Origin of the sequence: Shewanella sp. (assembly GCF_013214165.1) — a bacterium.
Lineage (GTDB): Bacteria > Pseudomonadota > Gammaproteobacteria > Enterobacterales > Shewanellaceae > Shewanella.
The window spans coordinates 15815-33923 of the sequence record NZ_JABSSM010000019.1 but is presented as its reverse complement, the minus strand read 5'-3'; the positions used below and the strand labels follow the sequence as shown (position 1 = coordinate 33923).

The following is an 18109-nucleotide window of genomic DNA, read 5'->3' as shown; positions in this document are numbered from 1 at the left end:
TTCTCCGTAATATTTTATACCGCAGGCTAGGCCCTACTCATTATAGATAAACCATATCCTACTGTGGCGAATGTGCCAATGAAAAACGCCCATGTAGGGCGTTTATAGGACTGAATTAGCAGATAAAAGTTCAGTATCTCTATTAATGACCGGTCACGGCACCCACAGCGTCTTTCGCAGAGTGGTGAATGAGTATGCCTGAGTCATAGAAGTACTGAGTCATGTGCTCGAGCGCGCCGAGCTGAATGGCCAACACACCCACTATGGATAACACTATGGTGTATGGCAAAGCCATCCATACCATGCGCCCGTATGAGAGGCGTATGAGTGGAGCAATTGCCGAGGTCAACAAGAACAGGAAGGCGGCCTGACCGTTCGGTGTTGCAACCGATGGCAAGTTAGTCCCCGTGTTCACTGCGACGGCTAACAAGTCGAATTGGTCGCGGGTTATCTGGCCATTGAGCAAGACGGTCTTGAGCTCGTTGATATAGACGGTGCCGACAAAGACATTATCGCTAACCATAGAGAGTAAGCCGTTGGCGATGTAAAAAATCACCAATTGAGTATTCCCTTCGTAACTCAGTGCCCATTGAATCACAGGTGCAAACAGCTGTTGATCTATGATGACACCTACGATGGCAAAAAATACCGCTAAGAGCGCGGTAAAAGGTAGGGCTTCTTCGAATGCCTTACCTAGCGCATGTTCATTGGTTATGCCATTGAAAGCCGTTGCTAGAATGATGACTGATAGACCTATTAAGCCCACAGAGGCTAAGTGTAGGGCCAGACCCACTACCAACCAGACGCCGATGAGGGCCTGAACAACCAGCTTCATCTTGTCGTGTTTAGTACGATGTGCATCTTCATAGCTGGCGTAATCGGAGAGTATCTTATGCACGGCTTCTGGAAGTTGCACGCCGTAGCTGAAGACTTTAAACTTCTCTACCAGATAACAGGTCGCTATGCCGGCAATAAATACCGGCACTGTGACCGGTGCCATACGTATCGCAAATTCGGCGAATTGCCAGTTTGCTTGTGCGGCTATGATTAAGTTTTGTGGCTCTCCCACCATGGTACAGACACCACCGAGCGCGGTACCCACGCCGGCATGCATCAATAAGTTACGTAGGAAACCGCGGAAGTTTTCTAACTCTTCTTCACACAATTGGTTATTACCTTCATCGGTATGGTCATGTTCATCCGAGAAAGATTTACCCGAGGCCACTTTATGGTAGATGGAGTAGAAACCTATGGCCACGGCAATGATCACCGCGATGACGGTTAATGCATCGAGGAAGGCCGATAAGAAGGCGGACGCTAAACAGAACATTAAGGATACGGCGATTTTAGAGCGTACCTTAGTGATCATCTTAGTGAAGGCAAATAGGAGCAACTGCTTCATAAAGTAGATGCCTGCGACCATGAAGATCAACAGCAAGAGTACTTCTAAATTGGCCTCTATCTCATGCATTACCTGATTCGGTGAGGTCATGCCTATTGCTACAGCTTGGATAGCTAATAAGCCACCGGGCTGCAGAGGGTAACATTTTAACGCCATGGCTAAGGTGAATATGAACTCGACGACGAGTAACCAACCGGCGACGAAGGGGTTAATATAGAAAATTATTGGATTTATTATTAAAAAAGATATAATCGCGATCTTGAACCACTTGGGTGAATTTCCCAAGAAGTTATCAATAAACGCCTGACGCATTGTCACAGGCATGGCACCCTCTCAAATTGATATATGATTGATTGTAAAAACTACAGTCTATTTGAATCGCACCAGTCTAGCGTAAAGAAACCATTAATTTAATACCTTAATTAGCCCAATTGCTTAAAAATAGCTTAAAATTTAGATCTAAATAGCAAAAATGTGCCAAAGTCGTGATCTAAGCGTGATTTTACCCCTTATGTGAGTGCGTGATTTTTGAACAGAAGCAGTATTATTCATATTAGGTTTCCATTTTTTCCCGCTCTGGTATGATCAGTACTCAAAATAACACGAACTAGAGTGGGAAAAGTAACCTGATGACAATTGCCCAAAAAGCTCCTTTAACTTCAAAAGATTCAGGTATCATTGAGGCTAAAGGACCGGCGAGCTTTGCTGAAAAATACATTGTCCGATCTATCTGGGAAGATAAGTTCCCCCCAGGTACAATTTTGCCTGCAGAGCGTGAGCTTTCCGAATTAATCGGCGTTACACGAACCACACTCAGAGAAGTGCTCCAGCGATTGGCCAGAGATGGCTGGTTGACGATTCAGCATGGTAAACCGACCCGAGTCAATGATATCTGGGAATCGTCAGGCCTCAATGTACTTGAGACCATTGCGGATCTTAATCCAGCCGGCGAGCCTGTACTATTAGAGCAACTCCTCTCGGCACGAACGAATATCAGCGCCATCTATTTCAAGGGGGCGGTGCGTCATAATCCCGATAAAGTGCTGCAAGCATTGGAGCAGATCTCTAGTTTAAATGATGATCCTCAGGCCTATGTCGATTTTGATTATCAGCTGCATCATACTTTAGCGTTTAACTCAGGCAATCCACTCTATGTGCTGATCCTCAATGGGTTTAAAGGCCTTTATAGCCGAGTCGGTAAAGATTATTTCACCATACCTGAAGCCAGACTGCTAGCGTTTGATTTTTATGAAGGGCTAAAACAACTTGCGGCAGAGAAGAATCACAACGCGATACCGGCTTTGATGCGCAGTTATGGTATCAATAGCGGTAAGGTGTGGCAGAAATTTAAAAATAGCCAGGCTAAAAATATGGAACATAAATAGTCGCTATTTTTTTGTTCAATGATTGTCATCTAGTAAAACTGACACTTGTTCTGTTAAGAATAGGTGTCAGTTTATGATTCCTAACTGTGTTATCTACATAAGAAATCATAACTAAATGCTAATTTTAAGCTAGCAGGTTACAACTTTTTAGATTGGCGAAGTATTTCTATGAACGTAGACTTGTCAATTAAATCAGTGGTCTGGAGAGGGAATGATTAGCCAACCCAGCCAATAGTAAAGGGGGGCTGGTCGCAAACCATGTTCACTTTCAACGTGCTTAGTCGTAGCTATTTTAAATAAACTCTGCTATATTGAAGATCATGGTTCCGCAAGAAACTATCTAGCAACTCACAAAGTTGTGCACCCAGAACTTTCCCTTCAAAGCTTGATATATGGTTAATAATTATCAATGAAAGTTCTCGCTTAATCGTACCCACTTGCACCAAATTAGTACCCATTAGTACCCATTAGTACCCATTAGTACCCATTAGTACCCATTAGTACCCATTAGTACCCATTAGTACCCATTAGTACCCATTAGTACCTAATTGCACCTAATTGCACCTAATCGTATTAATCGTCTGTTCGCTATATTATTTGACGTGATCCATAATTCATTTCCATTAAGGTTCATTTACGAATAAGTCTATAAAAAACATGACTGTTGTACACTTGTCTATAATTTTTAGTGGAGAAAAAAAACAATAATGAACAATTATCTTTTGTTTACACCCGGTCCTGTTAATGTGGCAGATAATGTCAGGCAGGCAGTTGCTAAAGAAGATATTTGTCATCGAGAGGTTGAATTTGACCAGCTATTGCAAAGTATTGAAAGTAAATTGCTGAAAATATTTAGGGTTAAACAAGCAGATTATAGAGCAGTGGTTATTACTGGTTCTGGCACTGCAGCAAATGAATCTATGCTTTCGTCGGTAGTAGGTGATAAAAACATTCTTATTATTACTAACGGTGAATTTGGTGAACGCTTAGTCGATATTTCTACTATCCATAATAAAAACACCTTCAGGTTGGATTTCCCTTGGGGGGAAGAGTTAGATATTGATAAAATATCGGACTATCTTAAGCGCAATAAAATTGATGTCGTCGCCATGGTTCATCATGAGACCAGCTCAGGAATGTTAAATTCAATTGAAAAAGTTGGGGCCGTAGTTAACAAACACAATATTTTGTTTATCGTTGATGGTGTTAGCTCTGCTGGAGCCGAAGAAATAGATATGAAAAAATGTCATATTGACTTCTTTTCAAGTTCAAGTTCGAAAGCAATGAACTCGTATTCCGGCTTATCATTTATCTTGGGAAAAGTGGAAGAATTTGAAAAACTAAAAAAACTTCCAGTCAAGACCATGTATCTAAATCTATACAAGTTTTACTATTTCATTAAGACATTTTATCAAACACCCAATACACCAGCGGTGCACCTGTTTTTCGCATTGGAGCAAGCATTAGCCAATTTACTCAATGAAGGAGTGGCTAATCGACATGCTTTATTAAAAGCTAGAGCCACACGATTAAGAAAAGGCATGACTAAATTAGGCTTGAAATTTTTAATTGCTGAAAAAAATATGTGTTCTGTATTAACAACGGTTTATATACCTAGAAATATAAATGTGGGTTCTTTTCGTCAAAAATTACGTGAAAAGTCTATTATTATTTATGAAGGTAAAGGCTGTTTCAAGAACAAGGTATTTCAGGTCGGTAATATTGGAGAGCTTTCAGCTAATGACATCCGGTATTTTTTATCTTCATTGACCGATGTACTCGAAAATTTCAATTCGATAGAAAAAAGTAATCTTCTGCCAACTCCCGCCGCTTTTATTAGCGTGAGTCCATTTACTAAAAAATTATCTCCTACGAAGCTTTCCATTGCATGAAACTGACGAAGTCAAAATTTGCCCGTTTATGGGCAACTAAAACGAAAGACGACGAATGGTGGTCATCATTCGTTACCTCGCCTTTAGCTATTGTCTTAAATTTTATAGTAGTTGATTTTAAATGGTTAACGCCGAATTTAATCACCTTAATTTCATTTATTACGGCTATTATTGCCACTGTTTTTATTGTGCTCGGAGGTTACCAAAATTTCATTATCGCAGCCATTTTGATACAGTTAAGTCATGTGTTTGATTGCATGGATGGGCAGATGGCGCGCTACCGGAAAACGACCTCTGTAGTTGGATGTTATTATGACAAACTTACCGATGAAATCCAGGTGGCACTTTGGTTTGGTGCGATCGGTTACGCCGCCTACAGTCAAACTCAACAAGTATTACCACTTCTTTTAGCTTTTATCGGTGTGGCAGCATACTCCTTCAGGGGCTATGTCAAATACGTAGGCTATCATACGCAAATGTGCCACAACAGTAACTATTTAGCAGATCTTGCTCTACAAGAGTCTACGGCTAACGCTAGCAAAGAGGATGTGGCTGGATTTGGCTTTGGATTACGGGCAAACTTACGTTGGTTTATTGGTGAGCAGTACAAGATCATTTATGTTAATGAAGGTGTGTTTATTTTCATGCTGTCGTTAGCCTTAATACTTGATTGCTTAATTCCAATGTTATGGATTTTCGCTTTTAGTCAATTTTTTCTTGCCCTTGGACGTGCTTGGCTTAAATGCAGAGAAATTGAAAAGATTAAAAGTTAGTTACCTGACTATGTCGTAACCTACTAAATGTAATTTAAATTATTATTTGAGAAGTCAACATGCCCCCAGTAGAAACCATGAATAACCAACAAGCACGACCGAGTATATTATCATTTGCTAAAGATTTACCCAACATATGTTCATTGATGGGATTATTATCGGCATTATTAGCCATATATTTTGCTTTTTTATCTTTGTACCCAGCAGCAATGATTGCATTGATTGTTGCGGTATTTCTAGATTGGACTGATGGCATTATCGCCAGAAAAATGCAAGGGCGGACCAAAGAGCAAAGCCAGTTTGGCGCTCAACTCGATTCCTTAATTGATATTGTTAGTTTTGGTATTTGCCCTGCAATATTATTATTGAGTTATGGCGATTTTAGCCCTTGGTTTTTCCCCGGAGCCTTTATCATTGTTGCAGCCGGTGTTTTACGTTTGAGTTACTTCAATGTTTTTGGTTTAGATGGTGAGTCATCGTATCAAGGTATGGCCATTGATAATAATGCCATTATTTTGGTTTTTCTTTTTCTATTTGATGGTTTGCTCGAGCCTGGCTTATTTATCTACCTGCTATATGGGAGCATTATCGCTATAGCTTTTCTCAATGTAGCACCAATCAGAACACCAAAATTAAGTGGTGCTTGGTATTATGTGCTTATTGCATACACCATCATTATATCGATAATTTATACTTGGAAGATAATGTCTACTAGTGTTTGAATGCCTAGTCAATATATACAGCATCAATAACATTATTAAACGTCGTGACGATTTTAGTTGAAACTTAACAATTTAGAGTAATAACATGAAAGAGCAAATTAATAACACCAAAATTAAAGCCATCATCTTGGCTGCAGGAGTCGGTTCTAGGATCAGACCTCTGACTGATAATTGCCCAAAAAGTTTACTAAAAATAGGAGACCACACTATTTTGCAAATGATGGTTTCAAATCTTCAAGCTTGTGGCATTAATGACGTGATTTTTGTTCTAGGCTATTTGCAAGATCAAATAAAAGATTATGTCAGGTCTAATTTCCCTAGTTTAAACGCACAGTTTGTGACTAATGAACGCTATGAGCAGACAAATACTGGTTATTCTTTAATGTTGACCGAACCTTTTGTTAAAGATTGTGATTTTATAAAATTTGATGCAGACGTTGTTTTTGATCAAGACATTCTGCGTAAATTGATAGTGAGTGATGTTGCTAATTGCCTTTGCATCGATAAAGATATTAATCTTGATGCCGAAGAAATCAAGGTGATTGTTGATGAGCAAAATAAGGTACTCAAAGCCAGTAAAGAAGTCGCGCCTCAAGATGCCATCGGGGAGTCAATTGGTATCGAAAAAATCAGCAAAGCAACCGGGAAACTATTATTCACTGAATTAAAGTTAATGATGAATGATCCAGAAAATCATCAAGCTTATTATGAAGCGGCTTATGAGCGATTGATTGAGAAAAATGTCACTTTTAATACCCTAGATATTACAGGGCTTAAGTGGACTGAAATCGATACACAAGCTGATTTCTCTTTGGCAAAGAGCATTTTTTGCAATCAAATTTAACTGAGACTGTCAATTATTTTTAGTGCTGAGTCTAAAAATAATGAACAAAAATTGCCAAGATGCTAGTGAACAGTATCAGTCCTTAGCTGATTTTATGATGTCTGCTGGTGTATATCCCACTCTTTGAGTGGGATTTTTCGTTTAAGCATATGCTCCAGGAGCATTGACTCATCAAGGAGCGAGTTTGAGTCTAGGTCATACATAGGACGTCATTTTTAGTATCAATAAACCTAATCGATATCGAAGTTATAATAGATGTCTAATGATTGCTCTATGGTGCCCGATACGGACTCTAAATAGAGCTGTGACAACAGGTAATACCGTACCGTCATCTCATAACCAGGATTAAAGACCCCATAACCATATTTGACCATCAAGTCTTCGCCGATGAAACCGCTGATAGCCACACGGCCGTCATCATTTGCATCGAGTTGAACATTTGAAAATCCAAGTTTTTCAATTAATCCGGTTGCCGAATCGCCGATGTTATTCACAGCCCCCCCCCCGATCTGATTACTCAAGGTTAGCGCCGCACCCAACATCAAACCACTGTTCTGTTCATTATCATTATTGTGAAACCCAGTGCCCTTGATGATGTATGAGAGTATTTCGGCTTGTTCCTTGGTTGGGCTAGAAAACAAGGTGACGATGGGTTTGAGCGGCGTGCCGGTTATTCTTACTCCGGCCAAGACATCTTCATCTTTGATCTCTCTTACCGCCTCGATATTAAGATTGGGCACTTCCATTGGGCCAATAAATTGGACTTCGCCGGCCTTAATATCTAAGGTTTGCCCCATGAACTTATATTTACCATCTACAACGCGTATATCGCCGTAGAGTAATGCTGGTTTGAAGGCTGCTTGTTTTAGCTCTAAGACGCCTGTCAGCTTACCTGTGAGGCCCATGCCATCAATTTTCAGGTTGTCTGCGAGCTTGATTTTTATGTTAGATGTAAGAGTCAGGGGAATTTGATTGCTCTGCCCGGTGGAGAGACTGTCGTTAAAAATCACATCTTGAGATACCTCTACCCCTCCTTCGGGTAACTGCACTATCTTGATATGGCCTGATGGCACTTCGATGACGCCTTCTATATTAAAACTGTCTTTAGCGAAAGTAATATCAAGCGCGGGTGATACATTGATGATGGCCAGAGGAGGTTGAATGATAACTAGGTTATCACCGTTAATTTGGATATTGCCATTGAGCGCTCCTGTGCTCCAGTCTATGTTGCCTAATACCTGTGCCTGGCCTTGTCCCATTTTCCAGGTACCATCGAGTAGAGCACCTTGACCCGATAGGGACACAGCAAGCTCAATCTCTTCCAATAGTGTTGGGTTCGCTGTGGTCAGGAATTGACCATTTTCAAGTAGTAGTTGCCCAGAAACATCGGGGTGATCTAATGTGCCCGTTATCGTCAACTCACTGGATATATAACCCTGTATCACTTCGAGTTGCGGCAAAAATTCAGCCAATGCATTCAAGTTTATCTTATGTAATCTTGTATAACCCGATAGCGTCCGGTCTGGGGTCACGGCTATGTCTAGTCGTCCTTCCCAGCTAGCGATATCATGTGAATCGAATTGTAACTGGCTTGATAATCTCTTCTCATCTAGTGAGGCGTGCAGTGACAGTGTCTTATAACCTATGTCCACATCATGCTGGTCATTCTTAAGGCTGACATGACCGGGTTCGAAATTGAGGCTCAATGCTCCTTGAGGCTTACTATCTTTGGCCCATATCAAATGTGAAGATAATTTTGCCGGCGCTTGCCATATTAAGTTGTCGGGTAATAGCGGCGCTAATATGGCGCCTATGTCTCCTTGGAAGGTGATTCTGGCATCACCATTCTCGCCCAACTCGGCTTGATCATCCAGACACAGCTTGCCATCGATGTTGAGCCAACAAAAGGTGCTGAGTAAGCCTGTCTGGCTCAGGTTGTCCCAAGATATCTTAAATGGCGCTTGCAGAGCCCAGTCACCTAAGAGTGAACTCAGGCTTAATCTTCTGACCTCGGCGACTATTTTTTCGGTTTTGGTGTTGAGTTTCGAGTCTATGTGCGTATCGAGTCTATGCTCTCCCGATGTCTCTAGCTTCAGCTTTTGATCTTGCTTGTCTCCTGTAATACTCAGTGTGATGGAGTCTAATGTTTGAGTGTTATATCTGAACTCTCCGGTACCGAGTGTTAGGGCAAACTCTTGATTATCCAGCGGACGATAGAAGCCATTAATCTTAGCTTGTTTTAGCTTGAAACGTTCAAATTGCAGGTCCTGCGCGTTAGCCGAGACGCTGATTTCAGGGTGGTCACTCTTTCCCGACACATTCATCTTAGCCTTGATACTGCCAGATGAATCCGGGTGCCAGAGGTTAAGGTCGGGAACATCTAGGCGTGCATTGACGGACCAGTCGTCGTCGGCTGTGCCCGAAAGTGTCAAGATGGATTGTAAGGCGCTCAGTCTTAAGCTGTCGGCACTGAGATGAAGTTGATTATCCAAACTGAGATCGCCAATGAGATGAAAAGGGTATCCTTGAATTTCACCGGTTAAATCAGATTGAGATATAGCGACCCGCCACTGTGTTGTATCAAGTTTACCTTGGGTGTTAAATCTGCCACTGATGAAGCTCTCCGGTAAAGGATTATCAAGGGCTAATGCCAGCTGCTCCATATCAAAATCTATGACATCGATAGCCACATCCCAGCTGATGCCGTCTGTGTAACTGGCATGGCCGGAAATGTCGATGTCACCCAGCTTGCCTCTTGCCTTAAGACGTTTGACTTCGACCTTGGAATTGCTATGGGTAAACTCGGTGTCGATAGCTAAAATGGGATGGTAAGGGGTGTTAACACGGCCTGAGAACGTCAGGTTTTGCAGGTCAAGATCGCCCTCACTCTCAAGGTCGACAGACTGGGCTGAATAGGTATTTGTGTCTAAGGGCCAACCCAGTTGTCTAGATGTGAGAGAAAGATGATAGGCCAGTTTAGGATCGGCCAGTGCAATATCGCCAGTCAGTGAATAGTCGATATGGCCATTGCCGCTCGATTCTATCTTGAGTCTATTGAAGCCTCCGGATAATGCTAAAGTGACATGCTGCTGTCCTAATCCCGGTATCACATCGACTTGCCGGGCATCTATGAGGGCAATAAAATCCAGCGGGTAATCGTCGTGTAGGGATATCTCGCCCTCGAGTTCGACCTTACCATAGGTGTGCTCTAGCTTAAGTTTCTCGATATGGATAAGGAAACTGTGATAACTGGCTTCAAAGTCTATCTGGGAGAAGAGGTCATCTCTGTGCCCAAGTCTTAGATGACTGTTGGTGAGGGAAACACGCTCGGCAAAGACAGGAATTGGCATAAAGACCTGGGGTAAGTCTGCCATGGCCCAAGTGTGATCTTGGTCTATATCTATATCAGTATCTATTTGTGAATGTTTATCTGAATCCCGCGATAATGGAATGTCGACCAGCAGATCTTCAGAGGTTAAATAATTCACTCTGATACCTGTTGACTGCCATTGGGCTCTTGTTTGTAGTCGCGATACATTGAAATGCATTTCATTGACCCTGACCCTGACATTAGCCAGATCAGCCTTAGTCAGGTCGATGCCGAAAGGCAGGGTGATTTCTGCATCAATTACATCGCGCTCCTTTGGCTCTTTTATATCATCCTTAACCGGATTTTTAGCATCAACAAGGGCTGCGGTCGTTAGGTTTACTTGGCTTAAATCGGCTGTGTCTCTCTCTATTATCGATGTTTGTTGTTTTGAGGATGGATCAGTATCTATTTCGACAATGACTCTCGACGCCAACAGTTCACCAACACAAAGCTGTTTGCGCAGCAGACACAAGGGTTGCCAATCTAAGGTTAAGTCATCGAGCTCTACTGCGACTCCCGGCATCCGCCAATGGACACCGGTGACCTCCAGCCTGTTATTGATCGCACCGCCGACATAGGTTATCTGCAGATCCGGCACTAGTGTATCGGCCAAGAATACCGTTAACCGGCTACCAATATGGGTGCCTATTAAGAGTGCAAATGTGATCAAAAAACCCAGTGGGATGTAGATCAAGGCACGCGAAACAAGCTTGAAACTTCGCCAAAGCGTGTATTGATAACCTGTTTTTTTATGTGGCTTTTCCCGGGTTGTTTTGTTTGGCTGCACTGGCTCATCGATGGGCATTTCAGTCGACTCTTGGGTCATAGCTCTGCCCCCATAGTCAAATGGATACGCCATGGTCTGTCTACCGTATCAGTCTCTTTGAGGCCAACACCGAGATCCAGCTTGATGGGGCCGATAGGCGATATCCAATGTAATCCGCCGCCAACAGAGACTATGGGTTCTATTTGGTTGATATCGAATGCATTACCCGCGTCGATAAAGGTGCCAACACGCCAGGTTGGCGTCACGTAATACTGATACTCGAGACTTCCCACCATCAGGTAACGTCCACCGACAACGTCTCTGGCTTTATCGCCATCAATATTGGTGTAGTCAATGTAGGGTCCCAAGGCTTGATAGCTGTAGCCCCTGATACTCTGATCCCCCCCGGCAAAGTAGCGCAATGACGGTGGAATAAGCGCTAAATCGGCATCATCGGCTAAGTTAACGCCTAGATCTAACCGAGCCACAACTCTATGTTTATCGAAAAACGTGTCAATCCATTTATATTTAGTCTGTATACGGGTGAGCTGAATCGCTGAGCCTAAATTAGGGTTAGCATACTCGATACTGTAATACTGAAAAAATCCAGACTTGGGGTCTAACGTGTTGTCGCCACGTGTGGTTTTGGAGATGCTGGTGCCAAACAGAAAAAAATCAGGGGAGTAATCAATATCAGACTGGGTGTAGTATTCTTTCATCGCTTCAACCGAATAACTTAATATCCAGTTATTAGCGAGCCTTTGCTGGCGTATCACGGCGACTAAGCCTTTACTCGCCTCGAGTTCACCGGTATTGGTGAACTTGTTATCATCGGCATCGTAGATCTGTGTCACACCGTATTTATCCCTGAGCATACCGAAACGGATTTTTAGCTGATCATCCAGAGGATGGGTCAATGGGATAGTGTAAGTGGTCAGATATTTGGGTCTATCCGGGGACCATTCTAAACTGGTTTCTTGGGAATGGCCGTAGCTGTTTATCTGTGGTGTGCGCCAGTTTATACTGACTCTGGGCTCGACGGCGCTGTCTGTGGTATTGCCTATATCGACACCTAAACCTAACTCGATCGAGTGACTCGGCTTGGGGCTTAACTCAACCTTGATGGGAACATCTAGCCCTGTTGCTCTATCGAGCTGAGGCAATACTTTGATATTAGAGAAGTAACTGGTGTCTAATAGCTCCCGGTTCAATCTAGATAACCCCCCAGTGCTATAGGGCGCATTTTTTTCAAATGGGATTAAGGTGTCTAGCAATCCATCTTGTAAGTTATGACCTGCAAAACTCACCTCTCCCATATGGTATCTGGGTCCTGAATCATAGTGCAGGGTGATCTTGGCTGTGTTTATATCACGGTTAACTTCGATGGAAGACTGAACATAATTACCATCGAAATAACCTCTGGCGAGTGCGAGGGTGATTAATTGAGATTTCATCAACTGGTACTTGCCGTGATTGAGTATATCGCCAGGTTTGATGGCAAGCTTGTCGAGCCATTGCAGGATAAACACGTCTTCGAGGATCTCACCGTCAAAATGTAAGTCAATCCATTCGATGCGCGTGGGCTCTCCCGGGGTCACCTCTAATGATAAGACCCAAGGTGAATCAGGACTGGTTTGCACATCTTGTGCTATCTCTCCATGGTAATAACCCAGGGAATTCAATGCTGCGATCACATTATCTTCGGCATTAAAGATGAAAGCCCGTCGCTGGACTTCTGAGCTGGGTAACGTCCCTAAATGGGCTTCAATGTTGCGGCTTAGGGAGGCATTCGCACCGGTGATTTTTAACAGTAGGAAAGTATTCGCCATGACAGGAAATGTGCTGAGCAGACAGCTCAATAAAATGATGCTCAATGGCCATAAGTGTAACGAGGATAATTGCAAAAAATCGGGCTCTATTCAGTGAGTAAAGAAGGCTGGGTATATTGTCACTATATAATTGATTGCTAGCAAGCTTATGATTGTAATTAGCACTAAAAATGGTTACAAAGAGTGCAAATAGAAAATAAAGGCCCTAAAAGTGAAAAATAAAAACAAAATACTCGCCATTTTGCTGGCTATATCAAGCGTGTCGAGTTCAGCAGCCTGGGCTGAAGACAAGCCATTTGCTATCGCCATTCATGGCGGAGCCGGGACGATTAAACCAAGCAACTTCACTCCAGAGAAAGAGCAGGCGTACCGCGACAAGTTAGCCCAAGCGGTCGATGCCGGTTATGCCGTGTTGGCCAAAGGGGGCTCGAGTCTGGATGCGGTCACGACAGCCATTAATGTGTTGGAGAACTCGCCATTTTTTAATGCGGGTATAGGTGCTGTCTACACTCATAATGAACAACATGAGATGGATGCCTCCATCATGGATGGTCAAACCATGAATGCTGGCGCCGTCGCTGGGGTTAAACATATCAAAAACCCGATAGATTTGGCGCGTCTGGTCATGGATAAATCTGTTCATGTGATGCTCTATGGTGAAGGGGCCGAGGAGTTTGCCTTGACTCAAGGTGTGTCACTGGTTGCCAACGAAAGCTTCGACACTCAACACAGATACCAAGCACTGCAGCGCGCTAAGGCTAAGATGGAGCAAGCTAAGCTCGAAGACAAAGATTATCTTGTTGCTCACAGCGATCTCGATACTGAATATAAGGTAGGTACCGTAGGGGCTGTCGCCCTCGATAAGCAAGGCAATATCAGCGCCGGCACGTCAACGGGGGGGATGACCAATAAGCGTTATGGTCGGATCGGTGACGCGCCAATCATAGGCGCAGGAACCTACGCAGAAAATGGTGTCTGTGCCGTATCGGCGACGGGCCATGGTGAATTCTTTATTCGCTATCAAGTGGCGGGAGATATTTGCGCTAAGGTGAAATATCAGCAGAAATCTATTATTCAGGCTGCGGATGAAGTCATCAACCAAAGGCTCATTACCGCAGGCGGTATGGGGGGAGTTATCGCCATAGACCATCGTGGCAATATCGCTACCCCATTCAATACCGACGGCATGTACCGTGCGACCCGCAAGAGTGGTGAACAGGCCCAAGTGATGATCTGGCGCGATAAGTAATGGCTTAAGAAGTGGATTTAAGCTTATGACGGCTGTTTTGGTGAATTGCCAGAGCAGGCGGTCATTTTTGTCTGTCTATATAAGCGAGCATCCGAGGAGCGTATTAGGCGCAAAACCTTCGTCGTCGTAGCCGACACTCGATTAGACCTTAGATGACATTTCTTTTTGAACATCTTATTGAAAAGACTTATCTAAAAGAGTCATTGAAGATTTAGATTAGCGAAATCGATTGTTTACTGTTCTGTTTTTTAATAACTTATGTATATTGGAGTCATACAGTATTCAATGAATGTGTCGTTTTAATACTAGGCATTTTCAATACAAATACTGTTAGATAAGAAAGATCAAAATCATTGAGTCATCAAACGACTAGGGAGTGAATATGGATTCAATTAAAGTAAGCGAATATATGGATCGTCAACCTGTGCTGTTAACTGCGGATATGCCTCTGTCCAATGCCGTCGATGCCTTACTGTCGAGGAATAAGCCGGGGGCTCCCGTTGTCGATGATTCTGGGGCATTGATTGGCTTTCTGTCTCAACAAGATTGTATGTCAGTCATGCTCAAGAGCAGTTATCACTGTGATCTCGTGGCTAAGGTAGCAGATTGCATGCGCTCCGAAGTATTGTCGGTAACGCCGGATACCAGCGTCTTGCAGTTGGCTGAGCAGATGTTAGGCCCTAAGCCTAAGGTTTATCCCGTGGTCGATAATGGCAAGGTTGTCGGCACCATCAACCGAACCAATGTGCTTAACGCGATCAACATCTATATGCAGCAGTGCTATCTGGCACCGGTATAAGTTTTGATTAATAGATGTCATTAATGCATTGACCTTAATGGGTGAATCTAGCACCTTTGGTGATTCTTCGAATGAAGCTAGATTACATTTTCTGGTTTAGCTTCTGGCTGAGTGGGTATTAGCTAGTGCTTTGAAGGTCGACCCTTCATGGTTATCTATCACTTGCCGTGGTGCCGTGCAGGGTCTTGTATGTTCCAGACATACATTAGACATTTCCTATCTCCCTATAGGTCAGATTCACCAATGTCGTGATCACATGGTCAGAGATGTTCCCTACATCTCAAGACATTTCCAATCTGACCCACAAGGACGTGGGGAATGCCTGAGTGATATCTGGAGTATCACAGGCCCTATGGGTCAGATGTGAATGACCTTTCATGCAGATACTTCTACGAGACGCTGCAAGTCCGTCCATGGAAGCTCTGCCAAAAAGTCCCTTTTTTGGAAGCTCGCAGCCGCATCTACACCTGTTCTTACAAGCAAAGAGTATGCAGTTGGTTTCTTCGATTTAACTTTGCTAATTGTCGATAGCTTGTCTAGGGCTCGTTTTTCTCGGAATTTAATATTCGCCTTTCTGCTATTCAACATTCGTCTTTACTGCAATTCAATACTGGTCTTTCCCGCAATTCAACATTCGTCTTTCTGCAATTCAATACTGGTCTTTCCCGCAATGCTTGTGGGCGGGAATCCAGCCCTTTGGTGATTCTTCGAATGAAGCTTGGTTACATTTTCAGATTTAGCTTCTGGCTGAGTGGGTATTGGCGAGTGTGTTTATAATTTCTGCTTCATGGTAATTTATAGCCTGCGGCGGTGCCGTGCAGGATGCACCAATGTCGTGCTCACATGGATGTGAATGAACGACCCTAATATGTAAACACTTCTGTGACGCGGCGCCCTCTCTATTGACGGAAGGGTCCCTATAGCCTCTGCGATTTCAAACAACGTCCATGTTTAAATGCCAGTTCCCTGCTGTCGAAGGTCACAGCCGCGTTCACATTTTATGCAGGGTGGCTCGATAAATTATTTGCATATGGGAATTCCAATAGAGGTAGGACTTATCTGTTTGATAGCTGTAATGACGTACCCTGATCTCGCTCCGTATAGCCTCCAGAAATGTTAACTTCTCCATAGTCGTCACCCCATTAGTTTACTGTGTTTATACAAGGGTATAACTGGGGTTGAGATAATTGCTATAAAAAAGATGCATAAATCGCTGAGTTGACGCATCGATGACACGAATGTGAAAATATTAATCAAATCTTATCAATAGGTTACAATGTTGTAAAAGCGTTATGCAGACCTCGTAAACATCCACACATCTTTTTTAGCTGATTATTTACGGTATACCATCTGTGGGTTATATAAATAATCGATTTACAACAGCGACTTAGCGGTGATAAACTGGCAAAAAATTAATAAGCAGACAGGAACGTTATCCTACTGCTAATCAATAAGCTGTTAGCTTTACAAAAGGGATATCGTGAAGAATCTAATCTTAGTTTTATTTACCTGTATATTCGTTTTTGGTTGTGGAAATACGCATAGCTCTGCGAAGTCGGGTTATGTCCAACTTCAATATGATGTAGATAGCAAAGGAAAGACTGAAAATATACAAGTAATTAAGTCTCAGCCAGAAGGTATTTTTGATGACGCGGCGGTAAGAGCTTTATCTAAATGGAAATACAACCCAAAGATAGCTGATGGAAAGCCAGTAAAGCAGTTAGGGTTAAAAGTTCAACTTGATTTTTGATCCAGTTAGTAAGTAAAGCTAACAAACTGCTGAATTCAGACTCACCAAGGCTGTCATGCCATTTGCACAGCAAATCGCCCGCCAGCACTTGGCTCACTATTAAATGGGCGTTAGGCTACTTTGCAACTTTATCTTCCCATTCCGCAGCCCATTCCCTCAAAGGATTCAGTGTATTCATTAAGGATAATCCTAACTCTGTTAGTTTATAGCCCTCTGATGTCGTAAAAACCAATTCAGCCGCAGTCAATTGCTTAATCCTAGTGTTTAAAACCGAAGGAGACATACCGTCACATCGTTCTTGTAATCCTCTAAAACTTAAAGAAGAGGAGTTAAGTTCCCACATGATTCTCATATTCCACTTTCGACCTAGCAGATCAAAAACAGCCATGATAGCTACACCCGAACTCGATCCTCTTACTAATTGTCTAGGTAATGGTGTTGTCATAAATGTTGCGCTTCTAAAAAAGTAGCGGTATAGTCGCTACGAAATAAGTAGCGATATTATATTAATCTATTTAAAAAGCGAGAATAATATGTACCTAGTAGATATGAGTTTTACAGACATGGCAAAAATCACACCGGAACTAACTGATAAGCATAAGAGTTATCTTGAACAAGAATATAAATCAAACAAGTTGATGTTTGGTGGAAGAAAGGTACCTCGAACTGGGGGGATACTTATTTCACAGCATGCGAGTGAACATGAGCTTAAGCAAGTTTTAAACTCAGACCCATTCGTTAAAAGTGGAGCTGTAACCTATTCAATTACCGAATTTATTCCTGTAATGGCTTCCCAAGATTATGAAAATGTCTTAACGAAATAACGCAGACCCCCTTGTTGATGATACAGGGCGCATCGTCATAGGTGACAAGCGAGGCTCTATGAGTCGAGAGTCGGCTAATATCTTAAATAGACTTAATATCCCGCAAGAAAACGGGATATAACTGACCACAGAGTTTACCAAGATTTTCAAAGGGCCTATGGGCAACATCCAAAAATTGATAGCGTATTTGAGCATCTTGACCGCAAGCGCCGGCAAGGAGCCGCCAACTGTCATCGATGGCACAGGCTATCTTCCTTAGAATATAACGGATGTCTTGGTTACTGTTCTCCTGCCATTGCTCTCGCTGAAAACAGAGTTTACATAATACTTCAATTCGGACGCTTTCTTTGAGTGGCAGTTGTTTATACTGGTTTACCATTAGGTTACCTTGGCGGATTGTGTGAGGATCAGAAGCTTATAAGTAACTGACTATCATTTTTATACACAAAGTGTTCGGTTATCCTTGGAATCTAAGAAAAACTAATGAAAAACTTCGCAGAGTTG

General features: G+C 42.7%; 13 protein-coding genes and 1 pseudogene. 10 read left to right on the top strand and 4 right to left on the bottom strand.

The features are described 5' to 3' along the window. Positions 1-142: 142 nt before the first annotated feature. Positions 143-1726 (bottom strand): sodium/proton antiporter NhaB, encoded by a 1584-nt coding sequence (gene nhaB, locus HRU42_RS06450; protein ID WP_295029644.1) that lies wholly within the window; start codon positions 1724-1726, stop codon positions 143-145. 305 nt (positions 1727-2031) lie between these two features. Between nhaB and fadR the strand changes: the two genes are divergently transcribed. The 5 genes from fadR to HRU42_RS06425 all read left to right on the top strand — a co-directional run bounded on the left by fadR (position 2032) and on the right by HRU42_RS06425 (position 7018). Beyond that, complete coding sequence (fadR, locus tag HRU42_RS06445) at positions 2032-2787, top strand: fatty acid metabolism transcriptional regulator FadR (protein WP_295029643.1); 756 nt, start codon at positions 2032-2034, stop codon at positions 2785-2787. 707 nt (positions 2788-3494) lie between these two features. Continuing rightward, positions 3495-4679 carry an alanine--glyoxylate aminotransferase family protein gene (locus HRU42_RS06440; RefSeq protein WP_295029641.1) on the top strand — a complete coding sequence of 395 codons (1185 nt, stop codon included), beginning with the start codon at positions 3495-3497 and terminating at the stop codon, positions 4677-4679. Beyond that, positions 4676-5452 carry a CDP-alcohol phosphatidyltransferase family protein gene (locus HRU42_RS06435; protein ID WP_295029639.1) on the top strand — a complete coding sequence of 259 codons (777 nt, stop codon included), beginning with the start codon at positions 4676-4678 and terminating at the stop codon, positions 5450-5452. Before HRU42_RS06440 ends, HRU42_RS06435 begins: the two co-directional genes overlap by 4 nt. A gap of 59 nt (positions 5453-5511) precedes the next feature. Then, on the top strand, positions 5512-6174 hold the full coding sequence (locus HRU42_RS06430) for a CDP-alcohol phosphatidyltransferase family protein (RefSeq protein ID WP_295029638.1): 663 nt from the start codon (positions 5512-5514) through the stop codon (positions 6172-6174). An 85-nt stretch (positions 6175-6259) separates the two neighbouring features. Next, complete coding sequence (locus HRU42_RS06425; protein WP_295029637.1) at positions 6260-7018, top strand: phosphocholine cytidylyltransferase family protein; 759 nt, start codon at positions 6260-6262, stop codon at positions 7016-7018. Positions 7019-7248: 230 nt separating this feature from the next. Here the strand turns inward: HRU42_RS06425 and HRU42_RS06420 are convergent, their stop codons facing one another. Both HRU42_RS06420 and HRU42_RS06415 read right to left on the bottom strand, forming a co-directional pair. Continuing rightward, on the bottom strand, positions 7249-11247 hold the full coding sequence (locus HRU42_RS06420; protein WP_295029634.1) for a translocation/assembly module TamB domain-containing protein: 3999 nt from the start codon (positions 11245-11247) through the stop codon (positions 7249-7251). Then, positions 11211-13073: an autotransporter assembly complex family protein gene (locus HRU42_RS06415; protein WP_295029782.1), complete on the bottom strand. Its 1863-nt coding sequence runs from the start codon at positions 13071-13073 to the stop codon at positions 11211-11213. Before HRU42_RS06415 ends, HRU42_RS06420 begins: the two co-directional genes overlap by 37 nt. A gap of 139 nt (positions 13074-13212) precedes the next feature. Here HRU42_RS06415 and HRU42_RS06410 point away from each other — a divergent pair, with 139 nt between their 5' ends. From HRU42_RS06410 to HRU42_RS06400, 3 genes are all read left to right on the top strand, one after another. Next, entirely contained in the window at positions 13213-14232 is a 1020-nt protein-coding gene (locus HRU42_RS06410; RefSeq protein ID WP_295029780.1) for an isoaspartyl peptidase/L-asparaginase family protein, read from the top strand. Between the two features lie 382 nt (positions 14233-14614). Then, complete coding sequence (locus HRU42_RS06405; protein ID WP_295029632.1) at positions 14615-15031, top strand: CBS domain-containing protein; 417 nt, start codon at positions 14615-14617, stop codon at positions 15029-15031. 1480 nt (positions 15032-16511) lie between these two features. Next, positions 16512-16781: an energy transducer TonB gene (locus HRU42_RS06400; protein ID WP_295029630.1), complete on the top strand. Its 270-nt coding sequence runs from the start codon at positions 16512-16514 to the stop codon at positions 16779-16781. 115 nt (positions 16782-16896) lie between these two features. Here HRU42_RS06400 and HRU42_RS06395 read toward each other — a convergent pair whose 3' ends face one another. Further along, entirely contained in the window at positions 16897-17226 is a 330-nt protein-coding gene (locus tag HRU42_RS06395; RefSeq protein WP_295029629.1) for a helix-turn-helix domain-containing protein, read from the bottom strand. Between the two features lie 88 nt (positions 17227-17314). On the opposite strand from HRU42_RS06395, the gene HRU42_RS06390 reads away from it, so the two are divergent. Beyond that, on the top strand, positions 17315-17605 hold the full coding sequence (locus HRU42_RS06390) for a YciI family protein (protein WP_295029628.1): 291 nt from the start codon (positions 17315-17317) through the stop codon (positions 17603-17605). Between the two features lie 10 nt (positions 17606-17615). After that, a pseudogene (locus HRU42_RS06385) lies at positions 17616-17845 on the top strand (transposase); the annotation flags it as partial. Between the last annotated feature and the right edge of the window lie 264 nt (positions 17846-18109).